The 18,749-nt window shown below is 59.7% G+C and carries 15 protein-coding genes; 4 read left to right on the forward strand and 11 right to left on the reverse strand.

Features of this window, described 5'->3' with window-relative positions; translation table 11 throughout:
* Positions 1-197: 197 nt before the first annotated feature.
* Positions 198-935 (reverse strand): septum site-determining protein MinC, encoded by a 738-nt coding sequence (minC, locus tag ACTJLA_RS13605; protein WP_014719299.1) that lies wholly within the window; start codon positions 933-935, stop codon positions 198-200.
* Positions 936-1,054: 119 nt separating this feature from the next.
* Here minC and ACTJLA_RS13610 point away from each other — a divergent pair, with 119 nt between their 5' ends.
* Positions 1,055-1,990, forward strand: a complete 936-nt coding sequence (locus ACTJLA_RS13610) for a lipid A biosynthesis lauroyl acyltransferase (protein ID WP_054896338.1) — start codon at positions 1,055-1,057, stop codon at positions 1,988-1,990.
* 31 nt (positions 1,991-2,021) lie between these two features.
* Positions 2,022-3,170, forward strand: coding sequence for a patatin-like phospholipase family protein (locus tag ACTJLA_RS13615; RefSeq protein WP_314549720.1), 1,149 nt, complete (start codon positions 2,022-2,024; stop codon positions 3,168-3,170).
* Positions 3,171-3,274: 104 nt separating this feature from the next.
* Here the strand turns inward: ACTJLA_RS13615 and ACTJLA_RS13620 are convergent, their stop codons facing one another.
* From ACTJLA_RS13620 to puuE, 8 genes are all read right to left on the reverse strand, one after another.
* Positions 3,275-4,060, reverse strand: a complete 786-nt coding sequence (locus ACTJLA_RS13620; RefSeq protein WP_054896336.1) for an outer membrane protein OmpK — start codon at positions 4,058-4,060, stop codon at positions 3,275-3,277.
* Between the two features lie 15 nt (positions 4,061-4,075).
* Positions 4,076-4,453 (reverse strand): hypothetical protein, encoded by a 378-nt coding sequence (locus ACTJLA_RS13625; RefSeq protein WP_140915357.1) that lies wholly within the window; start codon positions 4,451-4,453, stop codon positions 4,076-4,078.
* 44 nt (positions 4,454-4,497) lie between these two features.
* The gene (locus ACTJLA_RS13630; RefSeq protein ID WP_032896003.1) at positions 4,498-5,841 is read right to left on the reverse strand and encodes a nucleobase:cation symporter-2 family protein; all 1,344 of its coding nucleotides are present in this window, start codon (positions 5,839-5,841) and stop codon (positions 4,498-4,500) included.
* Positions 5,842-6,019: 178 nt separating this feature from the next.
* Entirely contained in the window at positions 6,020-7,321 is a 1,302-nt protein-coding gene (locus tag ACTJLA_RS13635; protein WP_072448029.1) for a urate hydroxylase PuuD, read from the reverse strand.
* 51 nt (positions 7,322-7,372) lie between these two features.
* On the reverse strand, positions 7,373-7,876 hold the full coding sequence (locus ACTJLA_RS13640; protein WP_003192823.1) for an ureidoglycolate lyase: 504 nt from the start codon (positions 7,874-7,876) through the stop codon (positions 7,373-7,375).
* A 135-nt stretch (positions 7,877-8,011) separates the two neighbouring features.
* Positions 8,012-9,007 carry an allantoicase gene (gene alc / locus ACTJLA_RS13645; RefSeq protein WP_017137848.1) on the reverse strand — a complete coding sequence of 332 codons (996 nt, stop codon included), beginning with the start codon at positions 9,005-9,007 and terminating at the stop codon, positions 8,012-8,014.
* A gap of 41 nt (positions 9,008-9,048) precedes the next feature.
* The gene (gene uraD / locus ACTJLA_RS13650; RefSeq protein WP_014719293.1) at positions 9,049-9,564 is read right to left on the reverse strand and encodes a 2-oxo-4-hydroxy-4-carboxy-5-ureidoimidazoline decarboxylase; all 516 of its coding nucleotides are present in this window, start codon (positions 9,562-9,564) and stop codon (positions 9,049-9,051) included.
* On the reverse strand, positions 9,561-10,487 hold the full coding sequence (puuE, locus tag ACTJLA_RS13655) for an allantoinase PuuE (protein ID WP_014719292.1): 927 nt from the start codon (positions 10,485-10,487) through the stop codon (positions 9,561-9,563). Before puuE ends, uraD begins: the two co-directional genes overlap by 4 nt.
* Positions 10,488-10,928: 441 nt before the next feature.
* Here puuE and uraH point away from each other — a divergent pair, with 441 nt between their 5' ends.
* Positions 10,929-11,282 carry a hydroxyisourate hydrolase gene (gene uraH / locus ACTJLA_RS13660; RefSeq protein WP_034126134.1) on the forward strand — a complete coding sequence of 118 codons (354 nt, stop codon included), beginning with the start codon at positions 10,929-10,931 and terminating at the stop codon, positions 11,280-11,282.
* A 131-nt stretch (positions 11,283-11,413) separates the two neighbouring features.
* Positions 11,414-16,672 (forward strand): dermonecrotic toxin domain-containing protein, encoded by a 5,259-nt coding sequence (locus ACTJLA_RS13665; protein ID WP_314549745.1) that lies wholly within the window; start codon positions 11,414-11,416, stop codon positions 16,670-16,672.
* Here ACTJLA_RS13665 and ACTJLA_RS13670 read toward each other — a convergent pair.
* Positions 16,656-17,294, reverse strand: a complete 639-nt coding sequence (locus ACTJLA_RS13670) for a LysE family translocator (RefSeq protein WP_072448024.1) — start codon at positions 17,292-17,294, stop codon at positions 16,656-16,658. The genes ACTJLA_RS13665 and ACTJLA_RS13670 overlap by 17 nt on opposite strands.
* Before the next feature lie 66 nt (positions 17,295-17,360).
* The gene (locus tag ACTJLA_RS13675) at positions 17,361-18,707 is read right to left on the reverse strand and encodes an NCS2 family permease (RefSeq protein ID WP_034126137.1); all 1,347 of its coding nucleotides are present in this window, start codon (positions 18,705-18,707) and stop codon (positions 17,361-17,363) included.
* Positions 18,708-18,749: the final 42 nt, after the last annotated feature.

Genomic DNA, 18,749 nt, shown 5'->3' on the forward strand with positions numbered 1-18,749 from the left:
TGTTTCACCCCTAAGGAAAAAGGACTTTCGGTCCCTGAAAAACATCTCTTGGAACTCGCCGCAGGCGGACAGCCTTTGCAGGAAAAAGACGGGGTTTCCATGGGGAAACACCAACTTCCAAAAAGTCCTACACAAGTCTTGCCGGTTTCGCTTTGCTATCAGAGTCTAGAGATGCTTGGAAAATGCGGCAGTATCCGTTAAAGACGGATGATGTTCAACACATCGCCCGACAGGTTGACCTGTACCGAAGCGCCCCACAGTGGATCGCGGCGCAAATCTTCGGAAACCTTGTACTGACCCGCGATAGAAACCAGCTCGGCGGTCAACTGCTGGCAAAAAATACGTGCCTTGGTATCACCCTTGATGCCGGCCAGGGCGCGTCCGCGCATCGGGCCGTATACATGGATGTTGCCATCGGCAAGAAGTTCCGCCCCCGGGCTGACCGAGGAAACCACCACAAGGTCGCCGCCCTGGGCGTAAATCTGCTGCCCGCCGCGTACCGGCGAGGTGATGATCTTTGTAGGCCTGATCGCAGGCTCCGGTGGTTTTTCCGGTTTTTTCTTTTCTTCGCCGACCAATGGTTCCAGAGGGCGCTCACGGGCGCCGGACGGTGGCAGTACTGGCAGTTCAATGGCGATGGCGGCGGCAATGTCTTCGATGCGGCTGGCGCGAATCGCCAGTGTGCGCAGGCCATGGGAACGGCATACACGCATCAGGCCGGGCAAATCAATCACTCCCTGGCCAGCCGGCAGCTTGTCCAGCGCCAGCACCAGCGGGGCGTTGTTGAAGAAGTTCGGCGCCAGGGCGACCTTGGCGGCCAGTTGGCGGTCCAGGGCGTCGAGGTCATTGCGGGCCAGTTCCAGCACGGTAATGGCGAGCATGCTGCCTTTTAGCTGGAACACGGGATCTTGGTCTAGCGGTTCGGTTTGGCTCATGGTCGGCGAAAGCGGCTTGTCACGAAAAGTGTCGAGACTTATAACGAGAACACTCACCCGCCGCAAGCCGAGTCGAACCGTTGTAGAATGCGCGGCCCTTGTCTTTACCGGAATCTGTAATGGATCGCCCGCGTTTTCGAGCTGTATTTCTTCACCCGCGTTTTTGGCTGCTATGGCTGGGGCTCGGCCTGCTGTGGCTGGTCACTCAATTGCCGTATCGGGCGCTGTTGACCATTGGTCGCCTGCTGGGCGCGGGCATGTACCGCGTGGCAGGTGATCGTCGCCGCATCGCGGCGCGCAACCTAGAGCTGTGCTTCCCGGAAAAATCCGTCAAGGAACGCAAACGCCTGCTCAAGGAAAACTTCGCTTCCACCGGCATCGCCTTCTTTGAAATGGCCATGAGCTGGTGGTGGCCCAAGCCGCGCCTGGCGCGCCTGGCCCATGTCGAAGGGCTGGAGCACCTCACGCAGGCGCAGTTGGACGGCAAGGGCGTGATCCTCATGGCGCTGCACTTCACCACCCTGGAAATCGGCGCGGCGCTGCTGGGGCAGAAGCACACCATTGACGGCATGTACCGCGAACACGGCAACCCGCTGTTCGACTTTATCCAGCGCCGTGGCCGTGAACGCCACAACCTCGATTCCCTGGCCGTGGAGCGCGACGACGTGCGCGGCATGCTCAAGCTGCTGCGCGCCGGCCGGGCCATCTGGTACGCACCGGACCAGGACTACGGCGCCAAGCAAAGCATCTTCGTGCCGTTGTTCGGCATCCAGGCTGCTACCGTTACCGCTACCAGCAAATTCGCACGCCTGGGCAAGGCGCTGGTGGTGCCGTTTACCCAGGAGCGCCTGGCTGACGGCAGCGGTTACCGCCTAGTGATCCATCCACCGCTGACCGACTTCCCGGGTGAAACCGACGAGATCGACTGCCTGCGCATCAACCAGTGGGTCGAAGCCTCGGTGCGCGAATGCCCCGAGCAATACCTGTGGACCCATCGCCGCTTCAAGAGTCGGCCGCCGGGTGAGCCCAAGCTGTACGAAAAGCGCCGTCGATAAGCCCAACCCCTTCTCATCATGGAGTGACGCAATGCGCCCAGCCGAACCGGTCACAGGCTTGATTCTTTCCGGCGGCGGGGCGCGAGCGGCTTATCAGGTGGGGGTGCTGGCGGCGATTGCCGAATTGCTGCCGCCAGGGGCACCGAATCCTTTTCCGGTGATCGTCGGCACCTCCGCCGGCGCAATCAATGCGGTGAGCCTGGCCAGTGGGGCCAGTGACTTCTGCGCGGCTGTCCAACGGCTGACAGCGTTCTGGCAGGGCTTTCGCAGCCATCAGGTGCTGCGCAGCGATTGGCCGGGGGTGATACGCCAGGCCAGTCGCTTCCTGATCCACAGCCTGTTGGGCCTGGGTGCCCAGGTGCCGGTGGCGTTGCTCAATAGCTCCCCCCTGCGTGACTTGCTGCAAGCGCGTTTGAACCTGGACGGCATCGACGAGGCTATCCGCCGCAAGCATTTGCAGGCGGTGGCGGTGACGGCCTTTGGTTATGAGTCCGGGCAAGCGGTGACCTTCTATCAGGGCGGCGGCACCATCGATGCCTGGTTGCGTCATCGGCGCATTGGGGTACCGACCCAACTGACGGTAGAGCACCTGTTGGCAAGCTCCGCGATTCCGCTGTTGTTCGCTCCGATCAAACTTGACGAAGAGTACTTCGGCGATGGCGCAGTGCGGCAGTCCGCGCCCATCAGCCCGGCCTTGCACCTGGGGGCCAGCCGCGTATTGGTCGTCGGTGTGAGCGGCAACCCAAGGGGCAATGAAGTCTCGACGCAACGCACCTACACCGGCCAGCAACCGACCCTGGCGCAAATCGGGGGGCACATGCTCAACAGCACCTTCATTGACAGCTTGGAAAGCGATATCGAACTGCTGGAGCGCTTGAACCAGTTCAGCCGCGTCGTGCCTGCGGATGCGGCGGTGCAGGGCCTGGCGCCGGTAGAGGTGTTGGTAATTGCCCCCAGCCAACCCATCGACGAAATCGCCGCACGACATCGCCAGGAGTTGCCGGCGGCGTTGCGTGTGTTTTTGCGCGGGCCTGGGGCGACCAAGACCAGCGGGGCAGGGGTGTTGAGTTATCTGTTGTTCGAGGGGGGGTATTGCAGTGAGTTGATCGAACTGGGGCGCAAGGATGCGCTGGCCAAGCGCGAAGAAATCACTCGTTTCCTGGGCCTGACGCCGAACTGAATGTGGGAGCTGGCTTGCCTGCGATAGCGGTATGCCANCACTGTTGGCACAGACACATCGCGATCGCAGGCAAGCCAGCTCCCACAGGGAACCGCGGTCAACCTTTAGAAGTGGTATTTGACCAGGAAGCTTGCTGTGTCCTGGGTTGTCTTGAAGGCGCCGCTGTCTTCAATCCCGTACTTGTTCTTCCAGTAGTCGTATTCAAAACCCACATACAACTGCTTGTCGCCCCAATGCAGCGCCTTGCCCAAGTCGTATTTGACCTGCGGGTTGAAGTGCAGGTTGGCGTGATAAGTGCCGCGGGCGTTCTTGTCGTTATCCACCACCCAGTCCATGAAACCGTCGATCAGCACGTCGGAATTACCCACGGGAATGGTGTACGACCAGACCGGAGTGATCTGCCACACGCCGTCACCCGGACGATTGCCCTCGGTCTGGCGCTGGTAGAAGTTCAACTGGAAGTAGTCGAAACCGGGGATGTTCAAGTCGAACGCCGGACCCAGCAGGTAGGACTCGTTATCGCCCTCGCCGAACTCATAGGTGAAGGCCAGCAGCACGTCCTTGATCGGGCCGAACGACAGGTCCTTGTCCAGGATCTTGCCGAACGACAAACGCGGGCTGAACTCGCCGTAGTAAGTATTCGGGCCGACATTGCCGTCTTCCTTGCCGTTGTAAAAGATACGGTCGAGGAAGAAGAAGTTGTCGCCGTACTTCCATGCGTCGGCATGTTCGAAGGTGACGGTTTGCTGGATCTGCGGGTTGACGGTAAAGCTCTTGCCCCACAGATAAGTCAGGCTGTTGTTTTGCCACTGCAACAAGTCACTGGCTACGGCCTGGCCACCGGCCAACAGTGATCCAGCCAGCATCAGGCCTTTGAACATAGGTTTCATTCGGTTGCTCCCGAGTTAAAATTTTATGGTTTTTCTTCTACGCAGGCGCTCTGGTGTGGCGCCTTTTGGTTCGCTGCAAAAATCGTCTATTCGGTCAGCTTTGATGCTTTTAGCAAGAGCTGCGCCAAGGTGCTGAAAAAGCCAAAAAAATCCCCGTCGGCTGCAGCGGATGCAGTCGAATTCAGGGGACTTTTGTGCACTTTGGCAGCAAACATCAGGCCGGGATAAGTTGGCCTTGAGGTCAGCTTTTACATTCGCTGTTTTTTTTTGAGTCGATTCGAGCGGGCGCGGAGAATACTGGCTCCCAGGCCTGGGCTCAAGTGCGCTGTAACAGAGCGCGAGGGGCAAGAATGGGGCGCGGCGTGTGGCCGGCCCCATGTCAAGGTTGTGCATGTGGGGGTTCCCTGTTTGTTGTTATTTTTGTACTAACAAAGGAATCAATGCGTATGCGCGACTTCGGGGCGCTCAGCGCCGCCGAGGATGTTGAACAGGATGTTCAGCGACAGCGCGCTGAGGGTGGCCATGGCGATGCCGCTGTGGGTAATCGGGCTCATCCACAACGGCAGCTGTGCGAAGAACTCCGGGCGTACCACGGGGATCAGGCCCATGCCGATGCTCACCGCCACCAGCAACTGGTTACGGCGGTCGGCGATGTCGGCTTCCTGCAGAATCTTGATCCCGGTTGCCGCCACCATCCCGAACATCGCAATCGCCGCGCCGCCGAGTACCGCAGGTGGAATTGAAGCCACCAGATAGGCCGCCTTGGGCAACAGGCTGAGCACGATCAAGAACGCGCCGGCCATGAGCGTGACCGAGCGGCAGCGCACGCCGGTCATCTGCACCAGGCCGATATTCTGCGCGAAGGAGGAGTGGGTAAAGGTGTTGAAGAAGCCGGCAAAGAACGACGCGCCGGCATCACACAACAGGCCGCGTCGCAGCATCTTCGGCGTGACCTCCTGGCCGGTGATCTTGCCTAGGGCGAGGAACATGCCGGTGGACTCGACAAAAATGATCACCACCACCAGGCACATCGACAGGATCGGCGCCAACTCGAACTTGGGCATGCCAAAGTGCAACGGCGTCACGACCTGCACCCACGGCGCCTGGGCCAGGCCACTGAGGTCGACCATGCCGATCACACCACATAGCGCGTAACCCAGGCCCATGCCGATCAGTACCGAGATGTTCACCCAGAAGCCGCGCATGAAGCGGTTGATCAGCAAGATCGTGGCCAGTACCAGGGCGGCAATCGCCAGGTAGACCGGCGAGCCAAACGTGGCGGCGGCGCTGCCCCCGCCGGCCCAGTTCACCGCCACGGGGAACAGCGAAAGGCCGATGGCGGTGATCACCGTACCGGTCACCAGCGGCGGGAAAAAGCGCACCACCTTGGACATGAACGGTGCGATGAGCATGCCGAAGAACCCGGCGGCGATGGTCGCGCCGAAGATGCCCTGCAAACCGATGCCGGGCATGCCGGCCATGGCGACCATGCTGCCCACGGCGGCAAAACTGGCGCCCATCATCACCGGCATGCGGATGCCCATGGGGCCGATGCCGAACGACTGCACCATGGTGGCGATACCGGCTACCAGCAGGTCGGCGTTGATCAGAAAGGCGATTTCTTCACGGCTCAAGCCGGCGGCCTGGCCAATGATCAGGGGCACGGCGACGGCACCGCCGTACATCAGCAAGACGTGTTGCAGGCCTACCAGGATCAGTTGCAAGAGGGGCAGCCGCACCATGGCGGGCGCGGCAGGAGTCTGCGTTTCTAACTGGGACATGCAACACCTCGAATCTTTTTATTTTTGTGTTGTTTGGCATTCAATTGCCGGATGAAACTTAATCTTCAAACCATCACTGATCTCCCTTGTGGGAGCTGGCTTGCCTGCGATGGCGGTGTGTCAGTCACCGAAAATGTTGNAGGCAAGCCAGCTCCCACATGGGAACGGTGTGAAACAGTCAGTTGGTACGGGCCCCCTGATTAATCCAGGTGCCGATCAAATCCCGTTCCTGCTGGGTCATCTGGGTAATGTTGCCCAGCGGCATGATCTGGCTGGCCACGGCCTGCGCTTGAATCCGCGCCGCCTGCTGCTGGATCTGTGCCGGTGTGTCGAACATCACCCCAGCCGGTGCCGTACTGAACAGCGGGCTGGTGGGCTTGGCCGAATGGCACACGGTGCAGCGTTGCTCGATCACGTGGTGCACCTGGCCGAAGTCCGTGGTGGCCTGGGCCGGTGCCGGTTCAGCGGCGGGTGCGGCGGGTGCGGCGGGTGCGGCAGGCGCGGCCGGTTTCAAGCCACCGCCCAGTGCGGTTTCCGGCAGGGGTTGGTACTCGATGGCAGCCGGTGCCTTGGCAATCGGTTCAGCCGGCTTGGGCCCGGTCACGTAGGCCAGGCTGATCATCGCCAAGGCGCCTACAGGCAAGGTCCACGCATACTTCTGGCTGTCATGCCGGGTGTTGAAGTAATGGCGCACCAACACTGCTGCCACCGCGATACCGGCCAGGATCAGCCAGTTGTATTGGCTGCCATAGGTGCTCGGGAAGTGGTTGCTGATCATGATGAACAGCACCGGCAAGGTGAAGTAGTTGTTGTGGCGTGAGCGCAGCAGACCTTTGGCCGGCAGCGCCGGGTCGGGCGTGCGATTCTCGGCGATGGCTGCCACCAGCGCGCGTTGGGCCGGCATGATGATGCGAAACACGTTACCCACCATGATCGTGCCGATCACCGCGCCCACGTGCAGGTAGGCACCGCGGCCGCTGAACACCTTGCTGAAGCCGTAAGCCGCCGCAATCAACAGCACGAACAGGATCAAGCCGAGCAGGGCAGGGCGTTTGCCCAGGGCCGAGTCGCAGAGGAAGGAGTAGATGAACCAGCCGGCGAACAGTGAGCCGATGCCCAGCAATACGCCTTCGGTACCGCTGAGGCTGCTGCCGGGGGCGAGCAGGTACAGCGTCGGGTTGAGGTAGAACACCACGCACAGCAGCGCGACGCCCGACATCCAGGTGAAATAGGCTTCCCATTTGAACCAGTGCAGGTTGTCCGGCATGGTCGGCGGGGCCAGTTTGTATTTTTCCAGGTGGTAGATACCGCCACCGTGGATCGCCCACAAGTCACCGGCCAGGCCGTTCTTGGGGTTGACGCGATTAAGGTTGTTTTCCAGCCAGACGAAGTAGAAAGAAGCGCCGATCCAGGCGACGCCAGTGATCATGTGAACCCAGCGCACGCTCAGGTTCAGCCATTCCAACAGATGTGCTTCCACAGTCTTTACCTCTCGCCTGTCACCCTTGTTGTCGGGTGATCAGACCTTCTCTTATTGGTGGGGGGCGAGGATCAAACGCTCATCCTCTTTGAAAAAATGCTCATCGCAGTTATTGCCTGTGCCACTGCGATCAACCACCAGGAAGTCATCCCGCTTTTCGATCGTCAGCACCGGGTGGTGCCAGACGCCGCGATGGTAATTAATGCCCTGCCTGCCGTTGGTGACGAAGGCGCGGACCAAGCCCGATACAGGTTCATCGCCAAGTGGCGCGACCACGATCAGAAAGGGGTTGCCGAGCAGCGGAATGAAAGCCTGGCTGCCCAGCGGGTGTCTCTCCAGCATGCACACGGTCAGCGGCATGTCCTGCGCGTCGGCGCGGAAGATGCTGATGATGGCGTGGTCTTCCGGCTTCGCGGTTTCGACCGTGGCCAGTTTGTGAAAGCGCATGGTCGACCCATTGTTGATCATGAAGTGATCGCTGCCATCGGTTTCGATAACGTCTCCGAAGGGGGCGAAGGCTTCTTTGGTCAGGGGTTCGATCATCAGTGTGCGCATGGCTGTCTTCTTGTCTTGTCTTTAGATCGTTCCCACGCTCTGCGTGGGAACGCTGCCCTGGACGCTCTGCGTCCGCTGTGTGACGCGGAGCGTCACGGGGTGCATCCCCACGCAGAGCGTGGGGACGATCGGGTGTTATTTGGCGACCTTGCCCAGGACGCGCAGGCGACTCACACCACCATCCGGGAACACATTCAAGCGGATGTGGGTAATCGGCCCCAGCGCCTTGATCTGCTCGGCAAAGGTGTGTTCGGCGTGCATTTCCAGCTTCTGCGCCGGCAGCAGTTCGCGCCAGAACAGCGACTGGGTTTCGATCTGGCTGTCGGTGCCGCCTTTCACGAAGGCGCCCTGGATCGAGCAGGTGTCCGGGTAGTTGCCCTTGAAGTGCAGGGTGTCGACCACGATTTTCTCGATCTCGCCCGGGTGGCCCAGGGCGACGATCACCCAGTCATTGCCTGGCGTGCGACGACGTGCGGTTTCCCAGCCATCGCCCATGTTGATGCCGCGGCCCGGGTTGAGGATATTGCTCATGCGGCCGAAGTGTTCGTCGGAACAGGCCAGGGCACGACCGCCATTGAGCGCGGCAGCCAGGTCGACCTGTTCGTTGTCGCCCACCGAAGACCAGTCGCGGAACGGCACGCCGTACACACGCAGACGGGCCACGCCGCCATCCGGGTAGATGTTGAAGCGCAGGTGGCTGAACGCCTGGTCGTTGTTGATCTCGTGGTAGTGGTGGCTGTTGCCTTGCAGCTCGACGGCCGACAGCACTTCCACCCACTGGGTGTTGGCATCCGGCTCGCCCGAGGCCAGGAAGCAGGCTTCCAGGGAAGCCGACGGCGGGAAGTTGCCGGTGAAGAATGAAGTGTCGATGTCCACGCCTTTGATCGAACCAGGCACGCCCAGGCGGATCACCGCACTGTCGTAGCCTTCGAAGCGCTTGCGGCGTGACTCCCAGCCGTCCATCCACTTGCCGTTGTCATCGAAAACGCCCTCCTTCCACACGGCCGGGGTCGGCTGGAACAGGCGGTTGGCGTCAGCGAACCAGTCATCGGTCACCGAGATGATCTTGGTGCCCAGACGGGCGTCGGCGAGGTTGACGAACTTTTCGAAAGGTACGGCGTAAGCTTTCATTCTTCTTGTCTGCCTTAGATAGAGTGGCTGGGGATGGACTGCTAGAGGGTCAGTAAACGGAACAACGCGATCTTGTTGATCTCGTCCAGCGCGCACTTGAACTCGGTGTCTGCCGAGTTGTGGATGCGCGTTTCGAACGCGGCGAGGATCTGATGCCGGTTGCTGCCTTTTACCGCCATGATGAAGGGAAACTTGAACTTGGCTTTGTAGGCCTCATTCAGCTCGGTGAAGCGAGAAAACTCTTCGGCCGTGCATTGGTGAATACCCGCGCCCGCTTGTTCATCGGTGCTGGCTTGGGTCAGTTGGCCCTGGACGGCAGCTTTTCCGGCCAGGTCCGGGTGAGCATTGATCAGCGCCAGTTGCGAGGCGTGGTCAGCACTCAACAGGATATCGCTCATGCGCTGGTGCAGGGTTTCGATCTGGTCGATCGACGCGTCCTGGCCCAGGTCGAAGGCCTTTTCGGCCACCCATGGCGAGTGTTCGTAGATATCGGCGAAGGCCTGGACGAAGGCGTCGCGGCTCAAGGTCGAAGGTTTCAGGGTCTGGAACGCAGTCATTTCGCTGCTCCCGGGAAAGGGTGGGTTTGGTGCCAGTGACGGGCGATGTCCACGCGGCGGGTGAACCACACCTGGTCATGGCCTTTGACATATTCAATGAAGCGCTTGAGCGAGGCCAGGCGTGCCGGGCGACCGATCAGGCGGCAATGCAGGCCGATGGACAGCATCTTTGGCGCTTCGGCACCTTCGGCATACAGCACGTCGAAGGCGTCCTTGAGGTATTCGAAAAAGTCATCGCCCTTGTTGAAACCCTGCACCTGGGTGAAGCGCATGTCGTTGGTGTCCAGGGTGTAGGGGATTACCAGGTGCGGCTTGCCGTTCGGGGTGTTGGGTTCCCAGTAGGGGAGGTCGTCGTCGTAGGTGTCGCAGTCGTACAGGAAGCCGCCTTCCTCCATCACCAGGCGACGGGTGTTGGGGCCGGTGCGACCGGTGTACCAGCCCAATGGGCGTTCACCGGTAAGTTCGGTGAGGATGCGGATGGCTTCGAGCATGTGCTCGCGCTCCTGGGCCTCGTCCATGTATTGGTAGTCGATCCAGCGGTAGCCGTGGCTGCAAATCTCGTGGCCGGCGGCGACCATGGCGCGGATCACATCCGGATGCCGCTGGGCGGCCATGGCCACAGCGAAGATGGTCAGCGGGATGTCGAATTCTTTGAACAACTTGAGGATGCGCCACACACCGGCACGGCTGCCGTACTCGTACAGCGACTCCATGCTCATGTTGCGCTCGCCTTGCAGCGGTTGCGCCGAGACCATTTCCGAGAGGAAGGCTTCGGACTCTTTGTCACCGTGCAAAATGTTGCGCTCGCCGCCTTCTTCGTAGTTGAGTACGAACGACAGCGCAATGCGTGCCTTGCCCGGCCAGTGGGGGTGAGGAGGGTTACTGCCGTAACCGATCAGGTCGCGTGGGTAGTCAGCGCTCACTGCAGTCTTCCTTCTTGTTCGTGGTAGCAGGTGTGTGTGGCGTCCGGGCAGTGGAATGACTGAGTGGCGTCACAGCGATGAGTGATTGTATACAACTTATTGCAAACTTTGTAAGCCTGCATTTCTGCATTTTTTCTGAACGGGCTCTCTACGGGTCTGTGCAAGAAACTTGCCTGAGTGGTCAGGTTAAGATCAAAAAGCCCACTGTAGGAGCGAGCTTGCTCGCGAATAACCTGAGGGCGCCACTTTTCATCCTGGGAGCCCGCGTTATCGTTGGCGTTTTTCGCGAGCAAGCTCGCTCCTACAGGGGGTTGAAGCGCTGTGAAATTTATTGTGTACAATTTTCTTTGAAAATGTCTTAATCAGCCATTGCCGGCTTTTTCACTGCCCTGAAAGAGTGCGGGTTTCTCTATGACTGACTTCGGGAGGCGCATAAAAGCCATGGGACGTTTGACCACACACGTTTTGGACGCCGCGCACGGTTGCCCCGGCAGCGCAATCAAGGTTGAGCTGTACCGCGTCGAAGGTGCGCAGCTTGAGCTGGTCGCTACCGCCACCACCAACAGCGACGGCCGCTGCGATGCGCCGCTGTTGCAAGGCGACGATTACCGCAGCGGTGTCTACCAGCTGCAATTCAACGCGGGCGATTACTACCGCGCCCGTGGCGTGCAACTGCCGGAACCGGCTTTCCTGGATGTGGTGGTACTACGCTTTGGCATCAGCGCCGAGCAAGAGCATTACCATGTACCCCTGTTGATTTCGCCTTACAGCTATTCCACCTATCGCGGTAGCTGAGTCGTCACCTCGCTTCATACCCCCAAATGCTCTTCGTTGGTTTCGCCCGCGCACACTGCGGGCTTTTTTTCGCCCGTGGTGTGTTCAATTATCTAACGCCTTTTGAGCCGCGACGCTGCCTAGGCTGGTGTTTGTCCTTCCATCAAGAAGAAAGCACCATGACTTCAGCCATCGGCAACATCTATTCAGATGATCCGGATATCACTGCCGAACGCGTGCAGCAGATGCGCGATCAACTGACTCGGCGCATCAACACTCATCCCCAGCCCGGCCGCCTGATCAACCAGCTCGCGGAGGCCGACCGGCGGTGTTTCCAGTCGACCAGAGTGCTCGCCCGCTTGATAGGTCATGCGCCCCGGGTTCTGGGAGTGATTCGTGCCGCGCTGCGCAAGGAATTTGAAATTGACCCCGACAGCCTGCTGTTTACCCAGGCGGCATTGCCGGGGGCGGCCGCCAAAGTTGACAGTTTGACCGACCGGGCGCTGCTGTCGCTGGCATTGCCTTCGGTACCGGACAACCTCAATCAATTCACCTCCTTGAGTGTCAAGGGCGATCCAAACCGTCGGCTGCCGTATACGCCTTTGCAGGTGTTGCGACGCATGATCGCGATGAACCTGCTGGAGCGGCTGCCTCAAGCGGTAACGGAATATTGGCAGGCCTTGGCGCATGGATCGTGGCACACACGTCAGGAACGCTGGGCTGAATCATACGCCGCAGCTTTTGCCGAGCAGGCTTTCATGGCACGGCAACTGGATGAGATTTCCATTGCGGGAATGACCCTGGTCCAGCAATTGGTGGATGCCCCCGACACCGAGGCGCGCCAGCGCGCCGGGGGCAGTTGGGCCAGCGTGCGGGTAAGCCAATTGATGTGGCCAGGCTTGCCTGCAGTCGCGATTCCCGGGGCACTGCATATTTATCGAGACGGCGACCCCGAGGGTGCGCCGCATGTGATTTACCTGCCGGGCGTGGCCCGCCATTTTTACGAGTACCCGTCGTTCTTCTCGCTTCAATGCGGCCTGTTGGCGTTGACCAGTCAGACGCTGTTCGATGAACTCTGGCAATGCTTGCCACTAAAGCGTCGTCACCAATTATGCCGACCCGATCACCTGAGCCCAGCCTCCGTTGTCGTGCGTGGCGCGGCGGTGACGGAGGATGCGTTGGCTCTGAGCGCCCGGGCGTTGCTGGATGGCCAGTGGGCGAATGAGTTGGCCTGCGCGCTGGCGATCAATCACGCGCATGTGTTCGCTGCAAGCAGGCCGCGGCCTGAAACGTTGTCGGCCACGGCCTTTCTCCGTTCGATCGAGCAAGCTCGCAAACGGCTGGCAGGCAGCGCCCGGCTGCACAACGTGTGCGACCAATTACTTATCTGGGACCGGCAGCGACGGGAGCCAGAAATCCTGTTTGCCAGTGCGATGCCCGAGCTGGCCCGGCTTACGGCAGAGCAACAGGTCAAACGCTATGAAAAAGGCCTGGTTGCGTTGCTTAACCAGGATGATCCGAGTGCGCAGAGCGCGGCGTTTGAGCAGGTGTTGGCGCTCGAGCGTCAGCGCAAGGAGCACACGCAGATGTTGAGCGCACAGATCAAGGATGCGCAGCATCAACTGTTCGATTTGCCGTTCTGGCTTGCGCGCCCTGGGGGAGGGCGCAGGCGTGCTGCGCTGTTTTTGAGCGCCCAGGTCGAAGCATTGCGCTGTGAGGTTGAGTTGCAACACCAGCTCAAGCTCATATCCACGGCGCATCGTGACGTGATTAGCGAAGTGCTGGACCAGCCTGCAGCGCGCAAACGCCCTGGCAGTCGAACCCAGGTGCTGTCGGTCTCGGTGGGCAGCGCGCCGGATGCCTTCTATCCGCTGCATAACGTGTGGGTGGTGACGCGAGTGACCGCACTGAAAAAACCGGCAGGCGCAATTCCGGTGGTGCTGTATGCGTTTGGAGACTATGGCGGGCTTATGGCTTTTTCCGGCCTGGAGGCGCTGACGCAGGGGCTCAAAGCGACACTGGGCAGCAGTGACTATTCCAGGTTATGGGGTTGTGTCGAACGGGATAAGCTCCACGACTTGCGCGCCCATGCGGTGCGCAACACGCTGGCTGTGCGTTACGAGCCTGTCTACATCAGCCCCACGGGTCTCTCGCTGAAAAACCTGGTGATGTACTACGCAGGGTTGAGCAAACGCATCGGTGGCATGGCGAGGCTTTTCGGCGAGGTGAAGGATGCGATGGTCAGCCGCTTGTTGTGGGTGGTCGAGCTGCACCAACATCTGGCGTTTCCTCCCAACCATGCTTTGAGCCAGGCGTTGGCCAATGTGGACGTGCTGCGTAAAGTTGCGCTTGAGATGAAAGAATCTCCACCGTGGCTGGCCAGCGCAACGCGTACCCAGCTCAAACAATTCCAACGCCTCAAGCGCAGGTACCTGGGCAGTGCCGCTGCCGCTGAAAGCGGGCTCGTGCAGATCCTGCCTGACCTGGACACCTTCGCCCGCAGTGCATTGATCGCTCGTTTGACTGAAGACGGTTTTTACCCGGAACTGGACATCGACAAGCCGTTGATCGACTTGCCGGATGACACCTACAGCAGTTTTTGTGGCCACGAAAGTCGCTGCACGCCGGGCGATCGCAAAGTCATCGTGACACCCAGCCTCAAACGCCACACGTTCAGCATGCTGCAACTGGCGTTGCATAACCTTGACTCGCAAGCACCCTGGACACGCCCGCGATTGACACGCGGCCGCTATCTGCAACCGCAGTGGCGCCAGCGACTGAACGCCGATTATCTGATCAACACCGTGTCTTCGCTGGATATCGGCGGTCATTACGCGATACGGGCCCACCGTGCATTTTACCCTGCGGGGGCGAGTGGTCAGAGGGAAGAACGTATCCCTGTGCTGATAAATCGCACGTTGCGGGACTGCGCGCAGATGCAGCTTTTTTCAGCGGCCGCCCAGGGTTTGAGCGCCCAGGCGCAGAGCCTGTTCAAGGTTGCAATGGCAGCCCGCACGGCTGAAGACCTGTTAAAGAACGGGCATCGGCTGACGCTCAGTGTGGTTCATTTGGTAGGACACACGATGCTGCATGATCGTTACATCGCAGGCATTGTGGTGATGGCGGACCAGGCCAGCGGACGCTGCGTGGTTTACTGGCCGGCCGCGCCCCAAGCCTTGGTCATCAGCGAATACACCAGTGTGGGAGTAGCCCTGGCGGCGCTCAATCGTATGGCTGCAGAGCCCGATTACGTTAAGGTTCTGGCGCGACAGGTTGCACCGGGTTGGGCATTCGAGGCCATCGCCCATAACGTCGATGCAACAAACAAGACCAGCTCGATTTATGACGTGGACCATATCCTCGCCGGTTTTTCATTCTTCGAAGGTGTGTGGAGGAGCTATGAGTTTTTCCGCTCATTCAAAATCACGCACCTTGAGCCTACGCCAGCGGTCAATGAAATCGAAGAGCTGATCCACGAGCAGATTGCCAGTGCACCAGCGAACTGGTTGGCGGCGGTGCCCACCACCTACCCTGACGCCATGGCACTGCTGTACGCGGCCAGCTCGCTGGAGCTGCAAGGGCGGGTTCAAGCCGTCAGTAACTCCAGCTGGATGTTGGCGACTTATCGGGTTCAACGTCTTGAAGAGCAGAGCGAGGCCACCAGGCGCGGGTTGCTGGGTATTTTGATTCCGTTATTCGGTAAGGCTAACGACTTCCATGATTTGCTGTTGGCTGCCCGACGCTATCATCGCTTTGGCGACCCTAACGATGCCGTGGATGTGGCGTTCATGACCCTGTTTCTGGCGGTCGAACTGGCGACAGACTTTGCACCTGTTCCCAAAGTGAAGGGCGGTAAGGTCATAGGTATGCGTTCGCCGATGAAGGTTCTGAGTCGTATCCGTCGCTTGCCGATGGCAATACGTAGTCATTTGCCCAGCGCGTCTTCGTCGCTGGTGACGCAATCGAAGCTCTTGGACCGTTTCAGAATCAAGGGTAAGCCCGAGGGCGCCGTAGCGTTGAAAGGGCCGGGCAGGCAAGGCGTGCATGTCAAGAACGGTGAGCAGTTCATAGCGGACGATACGCACCATTACCCGGTTTACCAGCGCGAAAGCGAAGAGGTATTTCGTCTGCGAAATAGCCGGGAACCGGGACTGGATGAGTTGGTCATCAACATTCAAGAGCCTAAAGAGTGGTTGTTGGGCATGAATGCGCCACAACCTGGGCCCAGCTCCGGGGTGCATAACCCATGGCCCGTTTCCCCATTGCCGGATTGGCAACCCCCTCGTACGCGCACGGCTACCGAGAATCGGATTGTGCAGTCACGTACAACGGATACTCAGTGGCTGAGTTGGCGTGTTCAAGTCCAACCCAGTCAAATTGTAGACTTTCCGGCGGCTGGCGTGTTTGAGGTAGGCGTGGGTCCCAGAGGTTCTGAGCTCAATGCCAGGTTTTTACGCGTGGCTCCTCCTTATACCGCCATCCAGGATCCGAGCAGCGGTTTCTACCGGATGCTCCCGCAGGGTGATCGTGCACCGTTGAACGGCCTGGTGTTTATCACCCGAAATGAGCCACCGGGGCGATCCGCGCTAACCGATATCATGCGCTGGACAAGCACTGATATTCGCGACCAGCCTATTCCCGTATCACGCCTGCCTTCAGGTGGGTGGCAAAATCATCCGGCACTGTTCGACAGGCCGTTGAGGCAGTATGTGACCATGGCCTTTCCCACCCTGACGAATGACGCTCGAACGTTTGCCGTCATAAGGTTGGTTGAGTTGTCAGGTCCTTCCCGGGCTGCCACGGCAAGCCATTTGCTCGACATCCGCGCGACGCTGGACGAATGGCTTCCCGCGCCTCCTGCGAGGAGCGGTCAAACGGATGATTTACTGCGGATGTTGCGACCTAATGAACGTCGCAGCGAATATCTATACATCGGTTTTGAAGGCAAGGCGCCCGGCTTCACGCGTGTCGACTTCATACCGCCTCATCCGTTAGACCCGAGCCTGCAATATGCTGTCAGACCGGTCAGGACGCAGAGGCTTGAAGCAGAGCGCGCCGCCGTCAGAACCGTGTTGGAGCAGCAGGGTTACCGCATTGTGGACTTGTCTGTGCGACGTCCAGGGTTACCTGTTGGAGAAAACAGTATTGAATCAGTCGTGACTCATCCCCGTTCGAGCACAATTTACTACGTGGCCTACCAATGGTTTGAGACAGGGCGAATTAGCGTGAGAACGAAGCTTTCGGACAAGTGGGTTCGGGTAGCCATCAACTCCCACCCTGACTCTGCTTTATTAAGGGCGGTTGACAACGCGATGCAAGAACAACGCTTGGTGCGGATTGTGGCCGGCATTCAGTGGCCCACAAAGGGGCAGTTGGCCCCCACTGTCTATTTCGTCAAATTGAACCCTTAGCGTTGATGAGAGCCATTGCACCGGCGCCGCCAAACAGCGCAGCGCTGGTGCGGTTGAACCAGCTCTGGCCCGAACCGCTGCGCAAATACCGCGCGGCGCCATGGGCGCCCAAGCCGTAAGCCAATTTGCACAACAGGTCGAGCACCGTCCAGGTGGCGATCATGATCAACAATTGCGGTAAAAACGCCTGCTCGGCGCTGAGAAACTGCGGCAGGAAGGCCGCAAAAAACAGGATGTCCTTGGGGTTGCTGGCCCCCAGTACGAAGGCCCGGCCAAACAACGCACCAAAGCGCGGCACAGCCGGGGACGGTGGCACTTCGGCGCCTGCGCTCGGCAGGCGCGATTGCTGCCAGCTTTGCCAGGCGAGGTAGAACAGGTACAGCGCGCCGACGATCTTCAGTGCGCTGAACAATTGCTCAGATGCCAGCAACAACGCGCCAAGGCCAAGTGCCGAGGCGCTCAGCAGACAGATCGAAGCAAATACGCCGCCCAGAAACGCCGGGTAAGAGCGGCGCAGGCCGAAGTTGAGGCTGTTGCTGATCATCAACAATGACAGCGGGCCGGGGATCAGGATCACAACCAGCGCAGCGCCGCTGAACAACAGCCAGGTATCCAGGTTCATCTACAGTTCTCCCTTACGTGCAAAAGCCCCACCCGAAGGTGAGGCGGTTTTTCAGCCCTTCCTGAACTACAGAAAGATGAACTTGGCGATAAAGATCGCGCACAGCACCCACAGGCTGATGGAAATCTCACGGTACTTGCCGGTGCCGGCCTTCAACGCCACATAGGTGATAAAGCCCAGGGCAATTCCGTCGGCGACCGAAAATGTCAACGGCATCATGATCGCGGTCACGATGGCCGGAATGCTGTCGGTGGCTTCATCCCAATTGATATGGGCCATGCTCGCCATCATCAGCATTGCCACGTAAATCAATGCGCCCGCCGTGGCATAGGCGGGAATCATGCCGGCCAGCGGCGCGAAAAACATCGCCGCCACAAACAGCACGCCTACGGTCACGGCAGTCAAGCCGGTGCGGCCGCCGGCAGCTACACCGGCAGCGCTTTCCACATAGCTGGTCACGGGCGGCACGCCAACCATGGCGCCGAACACGCTGGAAGCACTGTCGGCCTTTAATGCACGAGACAGGTTGTCGATCTTGCCGTCTGCCTTGACTAGCCCTGCGCGTTGGGCAACGCCCATCAGTGTACCGGCAGTGTCGAACATGTGTACAAAAAGAAAGGCAAATACCACGCTTATCATGCTCACATTGAACACACCCATCACGTCCATGGCCATCCAGGTCGGTGCCAGGCTCGGTGGGGTAGAGAGAATGCCGTTGTAATGCACCAGGCCCAGGCCCCAGCCCGCCAGGGTCACGGCGATGATGCTGATCAGGATCGCGCCGAATACGCGGTGGTAACTGAGGATGGCGATCAGCAGGAAGCACACCGCCGCCAGCAGTGGGGCGGGTTCATGCAGGGAGCCGAGCTTGATCAGGGTGGCCGGGCTGTCGACGATGATGCCGGCGGTTTTCAGGCCGATCACCCCCAGGAACAGGCCCACGCCCGCGCCCATGGCATGACGCAGGCTGACCGGGATACTGTTGAGCAACCATTCGCGGATACGCGACAGCGTCAGGATCATGAACAGCACACCCGAGACAAATACCGCACCGAGGGCGGTTTCCCAGTTGTAGCCCATGGTGCCGACCACGGTGTAGGTGAAAAACGCGTTCAAGCCCATGCCCGGCGCCAGGCCCACTGGCCAGTTGGCGTACAGGCCCATCAACAGGCAGCCCAGCGCGGCGGCGATGCAGGTGGCGACGAAAGCCGCGCCGTGATCGATACCGGCATCGGCCATGATGTTGGGGTTGACGAAAATGATGTAGGCCATGGTGATAAAGGTGGTGAGGCCGGCGATCAGCTCGGTCTTCACTGTGGTGCCATGCAAGCGCAGTTTGAACAGGCGCTCCAGCCAACCGCCTCGGGGCGCGGCCAGATCCAACGTAGGGGCTTCGGTTTTACGGCTATCCACAGCGAGTACTCCTCAATCGTTTTATTGTTATTTCCAGCGCCG

This window comes from Pseudomonas sp. 22072 (genome assembly GCF_052046095.1).
Lineage (GTDB): Bacteria > Pseudomonadota > Gammaproteobacteria > Pseudomonadales > Pseudomonadaceae > Aquipseudomonas > Aquipseudomonas paracarnis.

Bases quoted from the DNA above. Each gene is read 5' to 3' on its own strand.
- minC (WP_014719299.1), bottom strand. From the start codon at position 935: ATGAGCCAAACCGAACCGCTAGACCAAGATCCCGTGTTCCAGCTAAAA.
- ACTJLA_RS13610 (WP_054896338.1), top strand. From the start codon at position 1,055: ATGGATCGCCCGCGTTTTCGAGCTGTATTTCTTCACCCGCGTTTTTGG.
- ACTJLA_RS13615 (WP_314549720.1), top strand. From the start codon at position 2,022: ATGCGCCCAGCCGAACCGGTCACAGGCTTGATTCTTTCCGGCGGCGGG.
- ACTJLA_RS13620 (WP_054896336.1), bottom strand. From the start codon at position 4,060: ATGAAACCTATGTTCAAAGGCCTGATGCTGGCTGGATCACTGTTGGCC.
- ACTJLA_RS13625 (WP_140915357.1), bottom strand. From the start codon at position 4,453: ATGCACAACCTTGACATGGGGCCGGCCACACGCCGCGCCCCATTCTTG.
- ACTJLA_RS13630 (WP_032896003.1), bottom strand. From the start codon at position 5,841: ATGTCCCAGTTAGAAACGCAGACTCCTGCCGCGCCCGCCATGGTGCGG.
- ACTJLA_RS13640 (WP_003192823.1), bottom strand. From the start codon at position 7,876: ATGCGCACACTGATGATCGAACCCCTGACCAAAGAAGCCTTCGCCCCC.
- alc (WP_017137848.1), bottom strand. From the start codon at position 9,007: ATGAAAGCTTACGCCGTACCTTTCGAAAAGTTCGTCAACCTCGCCGAC.
- uraD (WP_014719293.1), bottom strand. From the start codon at position 9,564: ATGACTGCGTTCCAGACCCTGAAACCTTCGACCTTGAGCCGCGACGCC.
- uraH (WP_034126134.1), top strand. From the start codon at position 10,929: ATGGGACGTTTGACCACACACGTTTTGGACGCCGCGCACGGTTGCCCC.
- ACTJLA_RS13670 (WP_072448024.1), bottom strand. From the start codon at position 17,294: ATGAACCTGGATACCTGGCTGTTGTTCAGCGGCGCTGCGCTGGTTGTG.